Origin of the sequence: Bradyrhizobium prioriisuperbiae (assembly GCF_032397745.1) — a bacterium.
In the GTDB taxonomy this organism is placed as follows: domain Bacteria; phylum Pseudomonadota; class Alphaproteobacteria; order Rhizobiales; family Xanthobacteraceae; genus Bradyrhizobium_A; species Bradyrhizobium_A prioriisuperbiae.
Genome location: NZ_CP135921.1, coordinates 2,961,820 through 2,982,573, shown reverse-complemented (window position 1 = coordinate 2,982,573; position 20,754 = coordinate 2,961,820). Strand labels below are relative to the sequence as shown.

The window sequence follows — 20,754 nt, the reverse complement described above, 5'->3', positions numbered from 1 at the left end:
GGCCAGCCGGCCATTCGCCCTGTAGTAGCGGGTTGTTGCGCAAGACGACGTTCGACAAAAATCGAGGTTGCAAAGCCGGGAGCCCGCGTTCTTAATTAGAATAATGAAAAATACAGTCAGGGAGGAATGGGTGTGGCAACAATCAAACTGACGGTCAACGGCAAGGCAGTTTCTGCCGATGTGGAAGACCGGACGCTCCTTGTTCATCTGCTGCGTGATCATCTGGGACTTACCGGCACCCATATCGGGTGCGACACCAGCCAATGCGGTGCCTGCGTCGTGCATATCGACGGCCGCGCAGTGAAATCCTGCACCACGCTGGTCGGCCAGGCCAACGGCGCCAATATCACCACCATCGAGGGCATTGCGAAGGGCGACGAACTGCACCCGATGCAGGCCGCGTTCCGCGACAATCACGGCCTGCAGTGCGGCTATTGCACACCGGGCATGATCATGTCGGCGATCGACATCGTGAACCGCCACGGCGGCCAGCTCGATGAGGCGACGGTCCGCCACGAGCTGGAAGGCAACATCTGCCGCTGCACCGGCTACCACAACATCGTCAAGTCCGTGCTCGATGCCGCGGGCCGCATGAAGGTCGCTGTCGCCGCGGAATGATCCGGGGCGCGTATTTCAAGATCGATCACAAGCGGCAGCCGCCGCGACCATTCCGATTTTCGCGCGGCAGGCAGCCCGATAGGGAGAGATGGCATGAGCGTTGAGGGCATTGGCGCACGAGTCGCGCGCAAGGAAGACAAGCGATTCATCACCGGCAAGGGCAAATATGTCGACGATGTCCGGCTGCTGGGCATGACTTACGCCCATTTCGTGCGCAGCCCGCACGCCCACGCGAAGGTCAAAAGCATCGATCCATCCGAGGCCCTGAACAAGCCCGGCGTGGTGGCGGTGCTGACCGGGCAGCAACTGGTCGACGACAAGGTCGGCAACCTGATTTGCGGCTGGATGATCCACTCCAAGGACGGATCGCCGATGAAAATGGGCGCATGGCCGGCGATGGCACCGGAAACCGTGCGTTTTGTCGGCCAGGCGGTGGCTGTGGTGATCGGGGAAACTCGCAATCAGGCCCGTGACGGCGCCGAAGCCGTGGCCGTGACCTATGAGGAATTGCCCGCGGCAGCTGACATTCGCGCCGCAATCGCCCCCGGCGCGCCGCAGCTTCATCCCGAAGCGCCCGGCAACGAAATCTATGACTGGCATATCGGCGAGGAGGCCGCGACCAACGAGGCCTTCAAAAACGCGGCAAACGTCGTGGCGATGGACATCCTCAACAACCGCCTGGTGCCCAACGCGATGGAGCCGCGCGCGGCCGTGGCCGAATACGACGCGGCTGAGGAGCACTACACTCTCTATACGACGTCGCAGAACCCGCACGTCGCGCGTCTCGTGCTCTCGGCCTTTTACAACATCGCCCCCGAACACAAGCTGCGCGTCATTGCCCCTGATGTGGGCGGCGGGTTCGGCTCCAAGATCTTCATCTATCCCGAAGAGATGGTGGCGCTTTGGGCCTCGAAGCGCGTCGGACGCCCGGTGAAATGGACCGGCGATCGCACCGAAGCGTTCCTGACCGATGCCCACGGCCGCGACCATCTGACCAAAGCGGAAATGGCGTTCGACAAGGACAACAAGATCACCGGACTGCGGGTGAAGACTTACGCCAATCTCGGCGCTTACATGTCGCTGTTCTCGTCCTCGGTCCCGACATATCTGTATGCAACGCTGCTGTCGGGCCAATACAATATCCCGAATATCTCGGCGGAAGTGATCAGCGTCTACACCAACACCGTTCCGGTCGACGCCTATCGCGGCGCAGGCCGTCCCGAGGCGAGCTTCGTGGTCGAACGGCTGATGGAAACCGCCGCGCGCCAGCTGAAGGTCGATCCGGCCGAGTTACGGCGCAAGAACTTCATCACCCAGTTCCCGCACCAGACGCCCGTCATCATGGCTTATGACATCGGCGACTTTAACGCCTCCCTCGACGCCGCCATGAAGGCAATCGATTATGCCGGCTTCCCCGCACGCAAGGCCAAAGCCAAGCAGGACGGCAAGCTGCGCGGCATCGGCCTCTCCTGCTACATCGAAGCCTGCGGCATCGCCCCGTCGAAGGCGGTCGGCAGTCTCGGCGCCGGTGTCGGCCTGTGGGAATCCGCCGAGGTGCGGGTCAATCCGGTCGGCACCATCGAAATCCTGACCGGATCGCACAGCCACGGCCAGGGCCACGAGACCACCTTCGCCCAAGTCGTCGCCGACCGTCTCGGCATCCCGATCAGCCAGGTCTCGATCATCCACGGCGACACCGACAAGGTGCAATTCGGCATGGGCACCTACGGCTCGCGCTCCGGTGCAGTCGGTCTCTCGGCGATCGTGAAGGCGATGGAGAAGGTCGAAGCCAAGGCCAAAAAGATCGCGGCGCATCAGCTGGAAGCATCCGAGGACGACATCGTCATCGAAGAGGGCCAGTTCAAGATCGCGGGCACCGACAAGGCGCTGGCACTGCCGATGGTGGCGCTGGCCGCCTACACCGCCCACAACCTGCCTGACGGCATGGAGCCCGGCCTGAAGGAAGGCGCCTTCTACGACCCGACCAACTTCACGTTCCCGGCGGGCGCCTATATCTGCGAACTCGAGGTCGATCCCGGCACCGGCAAGACCAGCTTCATCAACTTCGTCGCCGCCGACGATTTCGGACGCCTGATCAATCCGATGATCGTCGAAGGCCAGGTTCATGGCGGTTTGGCCCAGGGCATCGGCCAGGCCCTGCTGGAGGGCGTCGTCTATGACAAGAGCGGCCAGCTGCTGACCGCGTCATTCATGGACTATTCGATGCCGCGCGCCGACGATCTGCCGTCGTTCAATCTGTCGCACACCACCACGCTATGTCCGGGCAATCCGCTCGGCATCAAGGGCTGCGGCGAGGCCGGCGCGATCGGCTCATCCGCCGCCGTCATCAACGCCATCACCGACGCCATCGGCAATAACGCGCTGGAGATGCCGGCCACGCCCGACCGGGTCTGGCACGCCGTTCATCAGCAACAGGCCGCAGAGTAAGGAGCACGATCATGTACGAGACCACATATCATCGCGCCTCCAGTATCGACGAAGCCGTGGCGCTGTTCGGCAAGGGCAGCGACGCAAAGTATCTCGCCGGCGGCCAGACCCTGCTGCCGGTGATGAAACAACGGCTCGCTGCCCCGTCCGACGTCATCGACCTGGCGCGGATCAAGGATCTGGTCGGTGTCGAGGCGTCAGCCGACACCCTGACCATCAAGGCCGCCACCACCTATTACGACATCATGACCGATGCGACGGTCAGCAAGACCATCCCGGCCATCGCGCACCTCACTTCGGTGCTCGGCGACCCGGCGGTGCGTTACCGCGGCACCATCGGCGGCTCGATCGCCAACAACGATCCGGCCGCGGATTTCCCTGCCGCGCTGGTGGCGCTCGACGCCACGGTCAAGACCAACAAGCGCAGCATCAAGGCTGACGACTTCTTCAAGGGCCTGTTCACCACGGCCCTCGAGGACGGCGAGATCATCACCGCCGTAACCTTCCCGATTCCGGCCAAGGCGGCCTACTCCAAGTTCCGCCACCCGGCGTCGCGCTTCGCGCTCACCGGCGTGTTCGTTGCGAAAACCAAGGCCGGCGATGTCCGTGTCGCGGCCACCGGCGCATCGCAGGAGGGCGTGATGCGAGTGCCAGCGATCGAAGCCGCTTTGAAAGCGAACTGGTCGGCAGCCGCCATCGACAACGTAGCAATATCGGCCAGCGGACTGATGGACGACTTCCACGGAAGCGCGACCTATCGCGCCAATTTGATCAGGGTGATGGCTCAGCGGGCGGTGGCGGAGGCGGGATAGCCCCCTCGACTTCCGACTTCTGGAATTGCAGATTGGCGGTCATGACAGATGACCGCCTTTTTGCATCAGCGACACTCCGCAATCGCGACCCGATCCTTGATGTGCTGCGCACGGTGCTGCCTGAACGCGGCACGGTGCTCGAAATCGCCAGTGGCAGCGGCGAGCATGTGGCGCACTTCGCCCAACACTTGCCGAACCTGACGTTTCAGCCGTCCGATCCCGACGCCGCCGCGCTGCGCAGCATTGCGGCATGGGTTGCTAAGGCTGGCCTGGACAATATCGAACGACCACTGCAGCTCGATGCCGCTGAAACAAGCTGGCCGGTCAAGAGTGCAGCTGCCGTCATCTGCATCAACATGATCCACATCTCGCCCTGGCGCTCAACCGAAGGGCTGATACGCGCCGCCGCCACGATCCTACCGACCGGCGGCCCGCTCTATCTCTATGGCCCGTATCGTCGCAGTGACGTGCCGACCGCGCCCAGCAACGAGGCCTTCGATCAGAGCCTGCGCAGCCGTAATCCAGCGTGGGGCTTGCGGGTGCTGGAGGATGTCGCCGCGCTGGCGGCAATAAACGGCTTTTCACCGCCGGAGGTTGTCGCAATGCCAGCGAATAATTTGAGCGTGATCTTTCGGAAGCTGTGACGTTGCGAGACGTCCGTAGCCTGGATGAGCGCGAAGCGCGGCATCCGGGAACGATCTCAATCGGGGTCCCGCATATCGCGTTGCTCATGCGGGCTATGGGCCTCGCGACGCCTCAAGCCGCGCTCTTCCCCTCCACCGACAACACGCCGCGGCGGATCTGGTCTTCCTCGATCGATTCGAACAAGGCCTTGAAGTTGCCTTCGCCGAAACCATCGTCGCCCTTGCGCTGGATGAATTCGAAGAAGATCGGGCCGATCGCATTCGCCGAGAAGATCTGCAGCAGCACCTTGGTGTGGCCGCCATCGACCACGCCTTCGCCATCGATCAGGATGCCGTTCTTTTGCAGCCGCAGCACGTCTTCGCCATGCTTGGGCAACCGCTCGTCGATGCGTTCGAAATAGGTTGTGGGCGGCGCCGGCATGAACGGCAGACCATCGGCGCGCAATTGCTCGATGGTGCGATAGATATCCTTCACCCCGCAGGCGATGTGCTGGATGCCTTCGCCGTGATAGATGTTCAGATACTCCTCGATCTGGCCGGAGTCGCCGGCGTCCTCGTTGATCGGAATCCGGATCTTGCCGTCGGGGCTGGTCAGCGCCCGCGAGAACAGGCCCGACGCCCGGCCCTCGATGTCGAAGAAGCGGATCTGGCGGAAGTTGAACAGCTTCTCATAGAAGCCGGTCCACACATCCATGCGGCCGCGATGCACGTTGTGGGTGAGATGATCGAGATAGAACAGCCCGGCGCCTTCGGGCCGCGGGTTCGCCGCGCCCAGCCAGTCGTACTCCTGGTCGTAGGCAGAGCCCTTGGCGCCGTAACGATCGACGAAATACAGCAGGCTGCCACCGATGCCCTTGATCGCGGGCACGTCGAGCGCCTTCTGCGCAGGCGACAGATCAGCAGGCTCTGCGCCCAGCGAGATTGCCCGCTCATAGGCTTGACGCGCATCGACCACCCGAAATGCCATCGACGGCGCGCAGGGACCGTGCGCCGCAACAAAACCGTGACCGTGAGTGCCCGGCTGCTCGTTGACCAGATAATTGACATCGCCCTGGCGATAGACCGTGATCGCCTTGGTCTTGTGCCGGGCGACCGGCGTGAAACCCATCAGGCGGAACAGGGCATGAAGCTGCACGGGATCCGGATGGGCATATTCGACGAACTCGAAGCCGTCGGTGCCCATCGGATTGTGCTCTGAAATGACGGCGGGGGGCGCATCGTGCGGAAACGGACCCATGGAAATTCTCCCTGATTGCTTCCTGCATCATCCCTGATTTTTGGCGCAATGTTCATGCATAATGAGGTGGGTTTCCCAAAAATACGCACGATTCGTGCGCTAAGTCTGGATTTCATGCATGAGTTTGACATCCGCAACCGCGGTCGATGCTTTCGATCTGAAGATCCTTGCCGCCCTGCAGGAGGACGGCCGCCTGACCAACCAGGAGCTTGCCGATATCGCCGGACTGTCGGCCTCGCAATGCTCCCGCCGCCGCACCCGGCTGGAGGAGGACAAGATCATCCAGGGCTACCATGCCGATCTCTCCAGCGAGGCGCTGGGCTTCAACGTCATCGCGGTGGTGCACATCACGCTGGCGACCCACTCGCCCAACAATGCCAAACGTTTTCGCGACTTGGTGCGACGGGTGGACGCCATCCAAGAGGCCTATGCGCTCACCGGTGACGCCGACTATCTGCTGAAGATCGCGCTGCGCGATCTCAAGAGCCTGTCCGACATCGTCAACAACGTGCTGATGCCCCACGAAAGCGTGGCGCATGTGCGCTCGTCGATCGTGCTCGATTGCCTGAAGACGACGCGGAAGTTGCCGTTGAAGGACTAACGCCGTCTTCCGCGAAACGCGTTAACGTTTGCCCGCCGCGAGTCCATCGTCTCGCACCGCGGGCTCGCTTGATCTTGTGCCGCGAAAACGGTTCATCGCTAGATCAAGCATACGTAGAATCGAGCCCACAGTGATTCGGCCGATTCGAGCTCCCTTCGTTCCGGTGCCGTTCTCTCTATTAATGGCGTGACGTTCGCCCGTTGCGTTCTGGCACAAGCCTTCTGGTCATCGGCGACGCGAGGACCGCGCAACACACGCCCGGTCACCGTTGCGATCTCTTCCCTTGAGCCCGCACCTCGTAGGCAAGTCCAATTAACGTTTTGCAGCCGCAAACACGCTCATTCCAATCTTCGTCGAAACGCATCTTGTGTCTGGCACGCTGTTCGCTCGCTAGATCGAGCACGCTATATGGTCACCAAAAGCGATTCGGCCGATTCGGGCCCGCTTCGTTCCAGGACCGTTCTCTATGTTAATGGCGCGACGATCACGCGTTGCGTTCCGGGACAGGCCTATGGCATCGGCTATGCGATCACTGCACCACGTGTCCGGTCGCAGCAGCGATCTTCCGTTGAGCCCGCACCTCGCAAGCCAGCACAATTAACGTTTGCGGGCCCAAGCACGCCCATCCCAGTATTGTCGAGGCGCCATCTTGTGTCTGATACATGCTCACTCGCTAGATCGAGCATGCGACATCGTCGTAACCGGCGATTCGGCCGATTCGGGCTGCTTTCGTTCCGATGCCGTTCCAGAAGTTAACTGCGCGTCCGCGACCGTTGCGTTCTGAGACAAACGCGCAACACTCTGTCGCCACGACTACTCCTTCCCGCTGCCGCTATTGACGCCAAAGCCGGCCAAATCCTAACGTTGCGTTGACGGTTCCCAATCGGGATCAAAAGGGAATGCGGTGAGGAGTTTTCCGATGCCGCAGCTGCCCCCGCAACTGTAAGCGACGAGCCTTCTATCTTCAGCCACTGGGATACTCGTCCCGGGAAGGCGATAGCAGGCGTTGACCCGCGAGCCAGGAGACCTGCCGTCAGAAGTGGTCACACGCGACGATGTCGGTCGGGGAGTACAGACATTTGGCTTTATGAGGGGAGTCCCCCCCGAGTGCGGCCCTTCGGTTGCTGTGACGTGCCACTGACGTCAACCGAGGTTGCGTATCATGTTCACCGTACTTCATTCTCGTTGGCGCCAATTGCTGGCGTCGAGCTGCCTTGTCGCGCCAATCGTTTTGAATGGACCGGTCGCGCAGGCGCAGCAGATCCAGGAGTTGGCGCCCATCACCGTGACCGCGAGCCGGCTGTCGAACGGCATTGTCGGGGCATCAACATCCGTAATCACGGCCGACGATATCGCCCGCTCACCCGCTCAATCCGTGCCGGACATCATCGCGCAGGTGCCCGGCGTGCAGGTCCAGACCTTGTATGGAGGCGCCAACGGCGTCGGCACCTCCATTGACCTGCGGGGATTTGGTGCTGTCGCCACCGCCAACACCCTCGTGCTGATCAATGGCCGCCGCGTGAATGACCTCGATCAGGCCGGCGTCGACCTGTCGACCATTCCGCGCGACTCTATCGAGCGGATCGAAATCACCCGCGGCAACAGCGGCGCGGTGCTCTACGGCGACAACGCGGTCGGTGGCGTCATCAACATCGTTACCAAGGTCAAGGCCGGTCCGCCTGTTGCGATGCGGATCGAAGGCGGCACGGGCTCCTTCAACCAGCGTATCGGCTCGCTGTCCGCCGCTGTCACCCAAGGCCCATGGTCGTCATCGGTGTACGGGAGCATGTTCACATCTGACGGCTACCGGGCGAACAACGCCAGCAATCAGGTCAACGGCATCGGAGACGTCCGCTATGCCACACCGGATTTCACCACCTTCCTGACACTGTCCGGCGACAAGCAGCATTTAGGATTCCCCGGGCCGAGAACGGTCGATCCATCCATCGGACTTAATCAGCTTCTCACCAACCGCAGGGGTACAAATACGCCGTTCGACTATGGCGACAAGCAGGGTGCCAACGCCACGACAGGCTTCACCAAGACACTTTGGGACGGCGGCGAGTTGATCGTCGACGGCGGGGTTCGCAACAAGCAACAGCAGGCCGGCTTTTTCGGCAATGTTCCGCTGCAAAGCTTCAACTTCAGTTACGTCGATTCCACACTCACCACATGGTCGATCACGCCCCGGCTGAGCATCAAGAATCCAATTTTCGGATTACCCTCGAATATCCTCACCGGCATCGATTATTACGACGCGACCTACCACTCCGACCGGCCCGCGTTCAAGGGCGCTCCACCCGTTCACGTCTATGACCTGTCGCAACAGACCCTCGCCGCCTACTGGCAGCAAACGGTGGGAATTCTGTCGTCGACCGACATCTCCTACGGCGGCCGCGTTCAGCGCACCAGCGTCACGGCAAGAGACCGCCTCGATCCGGCCGCCCCGAACTACTTCGGCGAAACGCAGGCCGCGCCGCTCGATGACAGTGAAACCAATCACGCCCTGCATATCGGCCTGGAGCATCGCTTCAATGAAACCTTCTCGGTCTTCGGTCGCGCCGCCAGCGCATTCCGCACCCCCAATGTCGACGAACGCGTCGCGGCCGGGCCGCTGTTCGATGCGAATTTCAACGCCGCTCCTCGTGATTTCACGCTGAAAACCCAGACCTCGCATGACATCGAAGGCGGATTTCGCGTGAAGGCCGGCAGATTCGAAGCGCAGTCGAGCGTCTACACCATGGATCTGACCAACGAGATCCAGTTCGATCCAGTGAATTTTTTCAACCGCAACCTTGACCCGACGCGTCGGTACGGCAGCGAAACCATGGCGTCGCTTCGAGCGAGCGATAGCGTGCTGCTGCGCGGCGGCCTCGCTTACACCCGCGCAGTCTTCCGCGAGGGAGCGTATACAGGCAACGATGTGCCGCTGGTGTCGCGCTTTACCGCCAACGCCGGCGTCACCTGGAACGTCTGGGAGAAATATGTCGTGGTCGACGCGACGGTCCGCTATTGGAGCCGCCGCCGCATGGACAACGATCAAGCCAACACTCAATCGTTCATTCCAGCCAATGCGACTGTCGACGTCAAACTGAGCGGCGAGTACGACCGGTTCTTCTGGTCAGTGAGCGCGAACAACATGTTCAATGCGTTGTACTATGACTATGCGGTCGCCAGCACTTTCACGCCAGGCCGCTTCAATGCCTACCCGCTGCCCGGCAGGACCTACATGGTCAAGGCCGGCGCGAGGTTCTGATTCGAATCACTAACCACACTGACGCGAAAAGCGCTTTCAAATCCGGCATCATTGATCCGCCACGCGTGCTTTGTTGCTTGCGGCGGTCCTTTGTGGTTCGGTGCCGCCGTCATCGGTGCCTCCCGGTTCGGGAGGTGAAACGGGAATGCGGTGAGAACGACGGCGGGTCTGCGAAGAGAGGGCTTATGGGTTTTACCGGCAGCGCCATCAGCGTGGTCGGCGGCGCCACGCTGCAGACCACCCATCCGGGATCGACGCTGGCGCCGACGGATCAATGGATGATCGAACCTCGCATCACTTACGTCTCGAAACGCTACAGCGGCAACAATGAGACCAGCCCGCTCGATCCTTACACCCGGATCGACCTCTACACCGAATACAAGATCGACCCGACCTGGAAGGTTTACGCCCGGGGCGAAAACATCTTCAATGCGCAGAACCAGGAGGCGCTGAACTTCGGCACCACCGGGCCGGCGCCCTACGGAGGCGTCAGCGCCACATGGTGACATCGGATGTGACATCAGATTCTGCTTCTGCGCGCCTATCCATGCCGACGGCCATCCTGGCGCTGGCGAGCCTCGCCGCGGCGCTGATGATCGTCTCGCTCGGGGTGGGACCGGTAAAACTCTCGCCGCCGACCGTGGTCAGCGCGCTGTTCGGTTCCGGCAGTGACGTGCACCAGATCATTGTGCGTGAAATCCGGCTGCCCCGCGCTATTCTTGCTTTCGCCATCGGCGGCATTCTCGGCATGGCGGGCGCCGCGCTGCAGGGGCTGCTGCGCAACCCGCTGGCCTCACCGTCGCTGTTCGGCGCACCGCAGTCGGCGGCATTCGGCGCGGTGCTGATGATCGCGCTCGGCCTCGCCGATGTGCGTTCGTATGTGCTGCCGGTGGCAGGAACGGCGGCGGCCTTCGTCTCGGTGTTCGCGCTGCTGGTGATCGCGGGCCGCAATGCCGGGCTGCTGTTGCTGATCCTGGCTGGGCTTGCGCTGTCGAGCCTGGCCGGCGCGATGACATCGCTGGTGATGAACCTGTCGCCCAATCCGTTCGCGGCGCTGGAAATCGCATTCTGGCTGCTCGGCTCGCTGGAAGACCGCAGCTTCCGCCATGTCATGTTGGCGCTGCCGTTCATCCTGGCGGGAGGCGCGATCCTGATGAGCCAGCGCCATGCCTTTCGCGTGCTCAGCCTCGGTGAAGAAGCCGCGCAGAGCCTCGGCGTCGATGTGGCGCGGGTGCGGATCGTGACCATCGCCGGTGTCGCGCTCGGCGCCGGCGGCGCGGTTGCCGTCACCGGCATCATTGCCTTCATCGGCCTCGTAGCGCCGCATCTGGTGCGGCCGCTGGTCGGCCATGATCCCGCTCGCCTCTTGGTGCCAAGCGCGCTCGCCGGCGCTTGCCTTCTGCTGGCGGCTGACATTGCGGTGCGCCTAATTCCCTCGACGACCGACATCAAGGTCGGTGTTCTCACCTCGATCATCGGCGTGCCGTTTTTCCTCTATCTGATCGTGCGCGAGCGGCGTTCCCTCGGTGGAGGCCTGGCATGAGCAGGCTTGGCATGAGCGAGAGCGCATTTCTGGTCGCTGACAACATCCAGGTATCGCTGGCCGGCAGGCAGGTGCTGAGCGGCATCTCGTTCGCGCTGCCGCGGCAGGGCCTGATCGCGCTGGTGGGCCCGAACGGCGCCGGCAAGACCACACTGCTGCGCGCTTTGGCACGGCTGCTTCCCCTCCACGACATGACGCACGGCAGCGTGCATCTCGACGGCATCGACGTGGCGACGCTCACGATCCGCGAGCGTGCCAGGCGCTTCGCCTATCTGCCGCAGGGCCATACCGTGCACTGGCCGCTGCCGGTGCGCGACGTGGTGGCGCTGGGACGCTACCCGCATGGCGCCACCGATCCGGCGCGCCTGAACGCGATCGACGCCGCCGCGGTCGATCGCGCCATGCAGGCAGCCGATATCGTCAGGTTCAGCAATCGCCGCGTCACTGAACTCTCCGGCGGCGAGCGCAGCCGCGTCGCGTTGGCGCGCGTGCTTGCCGTGGAAGCACCGGTGATCCTTGCCGACGAGCCGATCGCCTCACTCGACCCGCGTTATCAGCTTGATGTGATGAACGGCCTGCATGTCGCCGCCGGCGCCGGCCGACTGGTTGTGGTGGTGACCCACGACCTCGGCCTTGCCGCGCGATTTGCCGATCAGGTGCTGGTGCTCGACAATGGACGACTGGCGGCGCAGGGGCCGTGCGGTGAAGCCCTCACCGACGCCATCCTGGCCGACGTCTTCCGGATCGGTGCCTATCGCGCCAGCCATGGCAACGACACGGTGATCGTGCCGTGGTCGGGACTCTGACCTATGCGGGGCAACCTACGCATCCGACCCAAGCGCCGCGGCAAGACGATCGAGCGCGGCCATGTCGGGTGGCAAACCGAACCGGAGCAGATCGTCCGCATGGTCGAACCGGCGGCACCAGATATGCTGGCGGGCGAGACGGGCATGGACCACGGCGGCATCGTGATGCCGCGCCAGGCGGAACAAAGCCGTGCCGTCGATGAGCTCAAGACCACCTCTGGTCAGAACCCGATCCATCGCCTGCGCCATCTCGCGCAGGTCGCCGCGCGTTTGCTCCGCCCATTCATGGTCGCGCAGCGCAGCGGTGCCGATGGCGAGCGCCGGGCCGGAACAGGACCATGGGCCGAGCGCCGCGGCGATGGTCTTGGTAACCGACGGAGCGGCGATCGCAAATCCCAACCGGATGCCCGCCAGGCCGTAGAATTTCCCGAACGAGCGCAGGATGACGATCGGATCATCGCCACACAACGCGACGGCACTCGACCGCGGGCTGGTGTCGACGAACGCCTCATCGATCACCAGCCATCCACCGTTACGCTGGACGGCACGCGCCGCCTGCATCACCGAAGGATGATCGATGATGCGCCCATCGGGGTTGTTGGGATTGACCACGACCACATGTGGCGCGCGTGCGACCGCAGCCTCAATCGAATCGACATCGATCACATCCCGCCCGGCGGCGCGCCACGCAATCGCATGCTCGCTGTAAGTCGGGCCGACGACGGCAACGGCACCGGGAGGTGCCAGATGCGGCAGCCACTGGATCAAGCCCTGGGTGCCGGGTGCGGCGACGATATCCGCATGGGCGGGAACATGATAGGCCGCGCGGGCCGCAGCGATCAGAGCTTCGTGATCGGCGCGCGACGGCAGGCGCTGCCAGACCTCAGCGGCAAGAATGGCGGGAACAGGCCACGGGCAGGGATTGATTCCGGTCGACAGATCGAGCCACGCTGGCGGCCCGCCGCCATACTGCGCAATTGCATCGCTGAGATCGCCACCATGTTTCATGGGCGCTTCATGCCATCATCCTTGGGAAAGCGCGAGGGGGGCGTGTTCGGAACGCTGGCCGCCCTGGCTGCAATCTCAATGCTGACGGCGCCGGTTCGCGCCGCCGACCTGCCGCGGGTCGCCTCGATCAATCTCTGCACCGATCAATTGCTGATCACGCTTGCGGATCCCGGTCAGATTCTCGGGCTCAGCCCCTATGCGCGCGATCCGGCGCGGTCGTGGGCCTCAGCTGAGGCCACCCGCTACCCGATCCTGTCCGGCGAGGCCGAGGACGTGCTGGAGTTGAAGCCAGACCTGGTGGTAGCCGGCCGCTTCACCAAACGCGCCACCCGCGAACTCCTGAAGGCGCAGGGACTCAAGGTGGTCGAATTCGATGCCGCCCGCTCGATCGAAGATACCAAGACGCAGATCAAGCGGATGGGCGACGTGCTCGGCCATCCCGATCGCGCGCTGGCGCAGATCGCCCGCATCGATGCCGCGGTCACGCGCGCCCGCGAAACGGTGGCCCGCAAGCCGCTGCGCATCCTGGCGGTTTCGCGCCGCGGCTGGGTTTCCGGCGGCGACAGCCTGACCAGCTCGCTGCTCGCGACCATCGGCATTGCCAATGCGGCGCAGGATCTGGGCTATAAACTCGGCGGCTTTGCGTCGCTCGAGACGATCCTGACCGCCAGGCCGGACTTTCTGCTGGTGTCGGAAGACAGCGACTTTGCCGAGGACCAGGGCCGCGCCTTCGTGCTGCATCCGGCCCTCGAACAATTGTACCCGCCGTCGAAACGCCTGGTGTTGTCCGAACGACTGACCGTATGTGGCGGCCCGATGCTCGCCGACGCGCTGGACCGGCTGGTAACAGAGTTCATGCGGGTCGAGCACTGACATGGCCGTGTGGCCTGAAAGTCTCGTGATTGTGGTCGGCGCGCTGATTCTTGACGCCGTGATCGGCGATCCGGACTGGCTATGGCGGCGCTTGCCGCATCCCATCGTCCTGATCGGCCGGTTGATCGCTGGCCTCGACCGCGGTCTCAACCGGGAACAATGGACACCGGGGCAGCGAAAGGCCGCGGGAGTTGCCACCATCGTGGTGCTGGTAACGATCAGCGGGCTCACTGGATACGCGATCGAGCGGCTGTTGTTGGCCTCGCCCGCGGGTCCCCTGTGGGTTGCGCTGGTGGGTTCGATCTTCATTGCGCAGCGCAGCCTCTATCAGCACGTAGCCGAGGTCGCCGTGGCATTCGGCGCTGGAGGACTTGCCGAGGCGCGGCGGGCCGTGGCGATGATCGTAGGGCGCGATCCCGAGCAGCTTGATCAGGGCGGTGTCTGCCGCGCGGCTATCGAATCCTGTGCGGAAAACTTTTCCGACGGCGTGGTGGCGCCGGTGTTCTGGTTCGCCCTGCTCGGCCTGCCCGGCCTGATCGCTTACAAGATCATCAACACTGCGGATTCCATGATCGGACACCGTTCGGTGCGTCACGAGACTTTCGGCTGGGCCGCGGCGCGGCTTGACGACCTAGTCAACCTGTTGCCGGCGCGGCTGGCCGGGCTGCTGTTCGCGTTGGTTGCACCGGTCGCCGGCGGACACATCTCGTCATCACTGCGCATCATGATGCGCGACGCATCGCTGCACCGCTCGCCGAATGCCGGCTGGCCGGAAAGCGCGATGGCGGGTGCGTTAGGTCTCGCACTGGCCGGGCCACGGCGTTATGCGACTTACAGTGTCGAGGATCCGTTTCTCAATGCGGAGGGCCGCAGCGATGCCGCGCCGTCGGACATCGACCGCGCGCTCAGGATGCTGATTGCCGCGTGTGGGCTGCAAGCGTTTATTTACGTCATGTTAGCGATGCTAATCCCCTCATCCTGAGGAGCCCGCAAAGCGGGCGTCTCGAAGGATGAGGCCGCAGCGGAAGCATCACGGGCCTCATGGTTCGAGACGGCGCAAGGGCGCCTCCTCACCATGAGGCTTGAAGTTTAGCGGCTCCGCGCAATCTCTAAAATCCGATCAATATCGAGATAGTTCTCAAGATGATCCGCCAGCGCATCGAGTGCGCTCTCGATCTTCGCGTCATACGCCAGCGACGACGTCACACCAAAATGCTGAAGCCACGCCCGGCGGAATGCATCGCCAGTGAACAGGCCATGCAGATACGTCCCCTGCACCTGCCCATCGGACGAGATCGCGCCATCCGGCTTACCATCGAGTGTCACAAATGGACGTACGCAATCTGGCCCCTGCGTACGACCGAGATGGATCTCATAACCTTCGACCGGGGCGCCGGTCGCGTTATGAACACCGCGGGACAGCACGGTCGATTTGTCAACACTCATTACCGTGGTCACATCGAGCAGACCGAGTCCTGCGACTGTGCCGGCGTGCCCATCAACGCCATCCGGATCGTCGATCGCCCGGCCCAGCAGCTGGTAGCCACCGCACAGTCCCAGCACATGACCGCCGCGGCGGACATGGGCCAGGATGTCGATGTCCCAGCCCTGTGTACGCAGGAAGGCGAGATCGCCAATGGTCGATTTAGTGCCGGGGAGAACGATGACACGGGCCTCGGCCGGAATCGGCTCGCCCGGCCTGACAAACCTCAGCTGCACGCCCGGCTCCATGCCCAGCGGATCGAGATCATCGAAATTGGCAATGCGCGACAGCATCGGCACCGCGATAATCAGCGATGCCGGTCCGCTCGCCGACCGTTCAAGATCAAGTGCGTCCTCGGCGGGCAGGAAGGCCGCCTGCGGCAGCAACGGCACCACACCGAGCGACGGCCATCCGGTGCGGCGCGTGATGTCGGCAAGGCCCTCGCTGAACAGCCCGGCGTCACCGCGAAACTTGTTGATCAGGAAACCGCGGATGCGCGTCTGTTCCGCAGGCTCCAGCACCGCATGGGTGCCGACCAGGCTTGCGATGACCCCACCACGATCGATATCGCCGGCGAGAATCACCGGAACATCGGCGGCTTCTGCGAAGCCCATATTGGCGATGTCGCCGGCGCGCAGATTGATTTCCGCCGGACTGCCCGCACCTTCCACCAGCACGATGTCGGCGTCGCGGGCCAGGTATTCAAAACTCTCCAGCACCGCGGGCAGCAGCGCCGCTTTCTTGTCGAGATAGTTTTTCGCGCGCAGCGTGCCAGTGCGCTGTCCCCGTACGATCACCTGCGCGCCGGTATCAGTCTCCGGTTTCAGCAGCACCGGGTTCATATGCACGCTCGGCGCCACCCGGGCGGCGCGCGCCTGCACGGCTTGCGCACGGCCGATCTCGCCGCCGTCGACCGCAATCGCCGCATTGTTCGACATGTTCTGCGGCTTGAACGGCGCAACCTTGAGACCGCGCCGCACCAGCAGCCGCGCCAGCCCCGCGACCAGGGTCGACTTGCCGGCATTGGAGCCGGTCCCCTGGATCATGATCGCGGGTGTTAGCCTCTGCATCAGAATTCGATACCCTTCTGCGCCTTCACACCCTGACGGAACGGATGTTTCACCAGCGTCATGTCGGTGACGAGATCGGCCATCTCGATCAGCTCCGGACGCGCGTTGCGCCCGGTGATGATCACATGCTTGTCGGCCGGTTTCTCGTCATGCAGGAAAGTGAGGACATCCTCGATGGGGAGGTAATCGTAACGCAGCACGATATTGAGCTCGTCGAGCAGGACCAGTTTGTTGGCATCGGAGCGGATCAAGTCCTTGGCGCGCTCCCACGCAGTGACGGCGGCGGCAATGTCGCGGGTGCGATCCTGGGTTTCCCAGGTGAAGCCTTCGCCCATGATGTGCAGGGTAACCAGCTCGGGGAATTTGGCCAGCAGTTTGGCCTCGCCGGTGTCCCAGCTCGGAGACTTGATGAACTGCACCACGCCCACCGGCCAGCCATGGCCGATATGGCGGAACACCATGCCCAGCGCCGCCGAAGTCTTGCCCTTGCCGGTGCCGGTGTGGACGATCAGAAGGCCCTTGTCGCCGGTCTTGGTCGCCATGATCTTGTCTTTCGCCGCCTTGTGCTTGCGCATCTTCTCGGCATGGCGGGTGTTCGCAGCTTCGTCGTCAAGCTCGGATCCGGTCACGATCATTCTCCAGTGAATTTGGGGGCTGCAGCAAGTCCGCGATCAAATGGGCGGCGCTGTTCGAGCGTGGCGTCCAGAGACCGCGCCGCAAGGCTTCATCGAAACGCAACGCGGTCTCACGCAGCGCTGCCGGATTGGCCTCGGCCATGAAGTCGCGCACCTTCGCATCTTCCAGATATGCGGCAAACAATTGGTCGAAGTGGTGATTGGCGACCGCATTGGTGGAGGCCGCGAAACCGAACAGATAATCCACTGTGGCGGCGATCTCGAATGCACCCTTGTAGCCGTGGCGCATGACGCCGGCGATCCACTTCGGATTCGCGGCACGGCCACGCACCACCCGCGAAATTTCATGGCTTAGCGGCCGTGGCAGCGGCGCTTCGGGCCGGGAGGTGTCGATGTGCGCGATCCGCGGCGCCGTGCCGCGCAAAGTCTCAATCGTTGCGGAAAGCCCGCCGAGGAATTGGTAGTAGTCGTCGGAATCCAGAATATCGTGCTCGCGGTTGTCCTGCGCCTGGGCCACCAGGTCGGTGCCGGACAAACGCTCGGCGAAATCGTCGCGTGCCGCCGTGCCTTCGACACCGCTGCCGTAAGCGAATGCGCCCCAGGACAAATAGACATCGGCGATGTCGGCGCGATTCGCCCAGCCACCCTCGTCGATCAGCGCCTGCAAACCCGCCCCATAGGCGCCCGGCTTGGCACCAAACACACGATAGCTCGCCTGCCGCTGCGCGACATCCAGCGCAACGCCCGTCACCACCAACGCATCCGCCCTCGCCCGCACATGAGCCGCAATTGGGTTGGCGTCATCAGGTTCATCCAGCGCCGCGATCACCCGCACCGCACTGTCGATCAGATCCATCTGACTGGGAAACGCATCACGAAACAGGCCGGAGACGCGGAACGTCACATCAACCCGCGGCCGCTTCAGTTCCGAGAGCGGGATGATCGCAAAACCGGTGACACGGCCGGAGGCGTCATCCCACAACGGCCGTGCGCCGATCAGCGCCAACGCCTGCGCTACATCATCGCCGCCGGTGCGCATGTTGGCGGTGCCCCAGGCCGACAACGCGATCGATCGCGGCCACTCGCCGGTCTCCTGCCAGTGGTTCTCCACCAACCTTTCCGCAGCCAGCCGGCCGATGCGCCACGCCGACGGGCTGGGCACCGCGCGAACATCCACCGCGAAGAAATTCCGGCCGGTCGGCAGCACATCCGGCCGGCCCCGGGTCGGTGCACCGGAGGGACCCGGCTTGATGAAACGGCCGTCCAGCCCGCGCAGCAATGCCGTCATCTCCGCCGACCCGCAACGATCGATCGCCGGGCGCAGACGCTCCCCAATCCACGCCAGCACGGCAACCGTCCAGACCCACGCCGGTTCGGGCGTCATCGCCCCTGATACGAGCTTCAACGCCAGATGCTCGATCCGCTCGACCGTATCGCCGGCGTTGCGCCATGCCCCCTCGCCCAAAGCGGCCAGGACGGTCGGGCGCGGACCGTCGTAAGCCGTCGCGAGATCCCGTGTCAGCGGATCGAACGGGTCAAGGCCGAGATCGAGTGCCAGCGCCCGATGCAGCGAGGCGTCTTCCGACATCGTCTCGGACCGTGGCAGCCGTGCAATCGAAACCAGCAGGTCGTCGCAGCGCGGGCCCGCAGGCGTACGGCCGAAGATGTGAAGCCCGTCGCGAATCTGCATTTCCTTGAGATCGCAGAGATGCGCATCGATGGCGCGCAGCGCTTCGGTCACCGGCGTATCGTTGACGACACCGACATCCGCATCGAGCCGCTGCGCCCGCGCAAGGGATAAGATATCGTCGGCGATGGCGTTGGCGCGTTTTGGATCGAGATCGGCGGCCAGCGCGTATTCGTCGACCAGGGTTTCCATCCGCGCGAGGTCATCGTGCAGCTCGGCGCGGGTCATCGGCGGCGTCAGGTGATCGATGATGACCGCGGCCGTGCGCCGCTTGGCCTGGATGCCTTCACCCGGATCGTTGACGATGAAGGGATAGAGATGCGGCAGCGGGCCGAGGATCGCGTCCGGCGCACACTCGGTTGACAGGCCGGTGCTCTTGCCTGGCAGCCATTCCAGATTGCCGTGCTTGCCCAGATGCGCCACCGCATGGGCGCCGAACGCGTGGCGCAGCCACAGATAGAACGCCAGATAGTGATGCGGCGGCATCAGATCCGGATCGTGATAGCTGCTCTTCGGATCGATGTTGTAGCCCCGTGCCGGCTGGATCCCGACCACGATCTGGCCGAAACGATGCAGGCCGAGATGGAAGGCGTCGCCGCTCAGATGCGGATCCTGCCGCGGCGGTCCCCAGCGCCGTTCGACCGCTTGGCGGAGGCTGTCCGGCAGCGTCGCCAGTGCACGCTCATAATCGGCGACCGGCCACGTCACGCCACCGCGGCGTTCGGCGCGATCGGACAGATCGTTGGTCGGACCGGACTGTAGCAGCTGCATCATGGATGCATTGTCGCCTGGCGCCGACTCGATGTCGTAGCCGGCCTCCTTCATGGCACGCAGAATCTCAATCAGGCTTTCCGGCGTGTCGAGGCCGACGCCGTTAGCGAGCCGGCCGTCGCGGTTCGGATAATTGGCCAGCACCAGTGCGATACGGCGATCGCCAGCGCTCGCTCGCCGCAACGTGATCCATCGCGCCGCAAGTTCCGCCGTCGCCGCGATCCGGTCGGGCACGGCACGCAGCACCGTCGGCGCGAACACGCCATCGACCGTGCCTCCGGGCTGCTTGAACGCGATCGCATGGGCAAAGATACGCCCGTCGACCTCCGGCAGCACCACATGCATGGCCAGATCGCGCGGCGTCAGCCCGCGTGATGAGGCCTGCCAGTTCGCAAACGAGGATCCCGCCAGCGCGACCTGCAGCACCGGGCAGTCGAACGCCGCGAGCACGCCGGTGTCGTCCTGGGCGGTCGCGGTGGCAAATGCGGTGGCATTGATGATGACATCGGGCGGATGCGCCGCCAGCGCCGCACGGAGGAAGGCTGCTGAGCGCTCGTCTTTCAGGCTGGTGACATAAAGGCCGATCGGATTGAACCCCAACGCGTCCAGCGCTTCGCATAACGCTGTAATCGGCGCCGTATCAGCGCCGGCGACAAGCGCGCGATAAAAAATCACTGCCACATTGGGGCGATCCGCATGCGTGACGTCGTGCGGCCAGAAGCCGGCGGCCGGCATCGGCCGTGGCGCCGGCGGCTCATCAGCCCGCCCGATCAAATGCGCTGCGAAACGCAGCGCCAGTTCGGCATTCTCGACGCCGCCTTCGCTGCAATAGCGCCACAGCTGCTGGGTGGCCGCAGCATCGAGCGTGCCGCGCGCCGCCAGGTGCTGGTTCCAGGTCAACTCGCCGGGAACACAAGCAAACAGCGCACCGCGACGCAGCGCATCGGCACGCAGGCTTTCGACGCCGTGCGGCCAGTAGCTCTCTCCGCCCAGCATGCGCAGCACCACGATCTTGGCAGAGCTCAATGTCCGCTCGACATAGGCATCGACCGACGCTGGATGACCAAGCGCAAGCAGGTTGGTCAATGCGATCGACGGAAAGCCCGGCGGAAGCTTCGTCGCCGCCGCACCGAACGCCGCAAGCTCGCTGTCGGCGGCCGACAGCACCACGATATCGGCGGTCTCCTGACCGAGATCGCGCGCGAGATCGCCGTCGTCAATGGCCCCGCTGGTATCGAGCTTCAGATGCATCGTTGTCGCAG

At 63.7% G+C, this 20,754-nt stretch carries 16 protein-coding genes and 1 riboswitch; of the genes, 11 read left to right on the top strand and 5 right to left on the bottom strand.

All coding sequences use genetic code 11. The features are described 5' to 3' along the window. The first annotated feature begins 132 nt into the window (after positions 1-132). From RS897_RS14035 to RS897_RS14020, 4 genes are all read left to right on the top strand, one after another. Positions 133-618 (top strand): (2Fe-2S)-binding protein, encoded by a 486-nt coding sequence (locus RS897_RS14035; protein ID WP_315837133.1) that lies wholly within the window; start codon positions 133-135, stop codon positions 616-618. Positions 619-711: 93 nt separating this feature from the next. Next, positions 712-3,066, top strand: a complete 2,355-nt coding sequence (locus tag RS897_RS14030; RefSeq protein ID WP_315837132.1) for a xanthine dehydrogenase family protein molybdopterin-binding subunit — start codon at positions 712-714, stop codon at positions 3,064-3,066. Positions 3,067-3,077: 11 nt separating this feature from the next. Further along, positions 3,078-3,878 (top strand): FAD binding domain-containing protein, encoded by an 801-nt coding sequence (locus tag RS897_RS14025; protein ID WP_315837131.1) that lies wholly within the window; start codon positions 3,078-3,080, stop codon positions 3,876-3,878. A 41-nt stretch (positions 3,879-3,919) separates the two neighbouring features. Further along, complete coding sequence (locus RS897_RS14020; RefSeq protein ID WP_315837130.1) at positions 3,920-4,522, top strand: DUF938 domain-containing protein; 603 nt, start codon at positions 3,920-3,922, stop codon at positions 4,520-4,522. Positions 4,523-4,634: 112 nt separating this feature from the next. Here RS897_RS14020 and hppD read toward each other — a convergent pair whose 3' ends face one another. Beyond that, entirely contained in the window at positions 4,635-5,759 is a 1,125-nt protein-coding gene (gene hppD, locus RS897_RS14015) for a 4-hydroxyphenylpyruvate dioxygenase (RefSeq protein WP_315837129.1), read from the bottom strand. A gap of 118 nt (positions 5,760-5,877) precedes the next feature. Here hppD and RS897_RS14010 point away from each other — a divergent pair, with 118 nt between their 5' ends. From RS897_RS14010 to RS897_RS13990, 5 genes are all read left to right on the top strand, one after another. Beyond that, entirely contained in the window at positions 5,878-6,360 is a 483-nt protein-coding gene (locus tag RS897_RS14010; RefSeq protein WP_315837128.1) for an Lrp/AsnC family transcriptional regulator, read from the top strand. A gap of 856 nt (positions 6,361-7,216) precedes the next feature. Continuing rightward, positions 7,217-7,409: riboswitch (cobalamin riboswitch) on the top strand. A 113-nt stretch (positions 7,410-7,522) separates the two neighbouring features. Next, a complete protein-coding gene (locus RS897_RS14005) occupies positions 7,523-9,616 on the top strand; it encodes a TonB-dependent receptor (protein WP_315837127.1) in 2,094 nt (697 codons plus the stop codon). A 185-nt stretch (positions 9,617-9,801) separates the two neighbouring features. Then, positions 9,802-10,122 carry a TonB-dependent receptor gene (locus RS897_RS14000; protein ID WP_315837126.1) on the top strand — a complete coding sequence of 107 codons (321 nt, stop codon included), beginning with the start codon at positions 9,802-9,804 and terminating at the stop codon, positions 10,120-10,122. Positions 10,123-10,163: 41 nt separating this feature from the next. After that, a complete protein-coding gene (locus RS897_RS13995) occupies positions 10,164-11,159 on the top strand; it encodes a FecCD family ABC transporter permease (RefSeq protein WP_315837125.1) in 996 nt (331 codons plus the stop codon). Positions 11,160-11,170: 11 nt separating this feature from the next. Next, a complete protein-coding gene (locus RS897_RS13990) occupies positions 11,171-11,965 on the top strand; it encodes an ABC transporter ATP-binding protein (RefSeq protein ID WP_315838635.1) in 795 nt (264 codons plus the stop codon). A 15-nt stretch (positions 11,966-11,980) separates the two neighbouring features. Here the strand turns inward: RS897_RS13990 and cobD are convergent, their stop codons facing one another. Then, on the bottom strand, positions 11,981-12,973 hold the full coding sequence (gene cobD, locus RS897_RS13985; protein WP_315837124.1) for a threonine-phosphate decarboxylase CobD: 993 nt from the start codon (positions 12,971-12,973) through the stop codon (positions 11,981-11,983). 9 nt (positions 12,974-12,982) lie between these two features. Here cobD and RS897_RS13980 point away from each other — a divergent pair, with 9 nt between their 5' ends. Both RS897_RS13980 and cbiB read left to right on the top strand, forming a co-directional pair. Further along, the gene (locus RS897_RS13980; RefSeq protein WP_407654487.1) at positions 12,983-13,846 is read left to right on the top strand and encodes an ABC transporter substrate-binding protein; all 864 of its coding nucleotides are present in this window, start codon (positions 12,983-12,985) and stop codon (positions 13,844-13,846) included. 1 nt (position 13,847) lies between these two features. After that, a complete protein-coding gene (cbiB, locus tag RS897_RS13975) occupies positions 13,848-14,828 on the top strand; it encodes an adenosylcobinamide-phosphate synthase CbiB (RefSeq protein ID WP_315837123.1) in 981 nt (326 codons plus the stop codon). 107 nt (positions 14,829-14,935) lie between these two features. Here cbiB and RS897_RS13970 read toward each other — a convergent pair whose 3' ends face one another. Genes RS897_RS13970 through cobN form a run of 3 tightly spaced genes read right to left on the bottom strand, consistent with a single transcriptional unit; the run spans position 14,936 to position 20,743 of the window. Further along, on the bottom strand, positions 14,936-16,399 hold the full coding sequence (locus RS897_RS13970) for a cobyric acid synthase (RefSeq protein WP_315837122.1): 1,464 nt from the start codon (positions 16,397-16,399) through the stop codon (positions 14,936-14,938). Beyond that, positions 16,399-17,034 carry a cob(I)yrinic acid a,c-diamide adenosyltransferase gene (gene cobO, locus RS897_RS13965; RefSeq protein ID WP_315837121.1) on the bottom strand — a complete coding sequence of 212 codons (636 nt, stop codon included), beginning with the start codon at positions 17,032-17,034 and terminating at the stop codon, positions 16,399-16,401. Before cobO ends, RS897_RS13970 begins: the two co-directional genes overlap by 1 nt. Continuing rightward, on the bottom strand, positions 17,009-20,743 hold the full coding sequence (gene cobN, locus RS897_RS13960; protein WP_315837120.1) for a cobaltochelatase subunit CobN: 3,735 nt from the start codon (positions 20,741-20,743) through the stop codon (positions 17,009-17,011). Before cobN ends, cobO begins: the two co-directional genes overlap by 26 nt. Positions 20,744-20,754 lie beyond the last annotated feature (11 nt).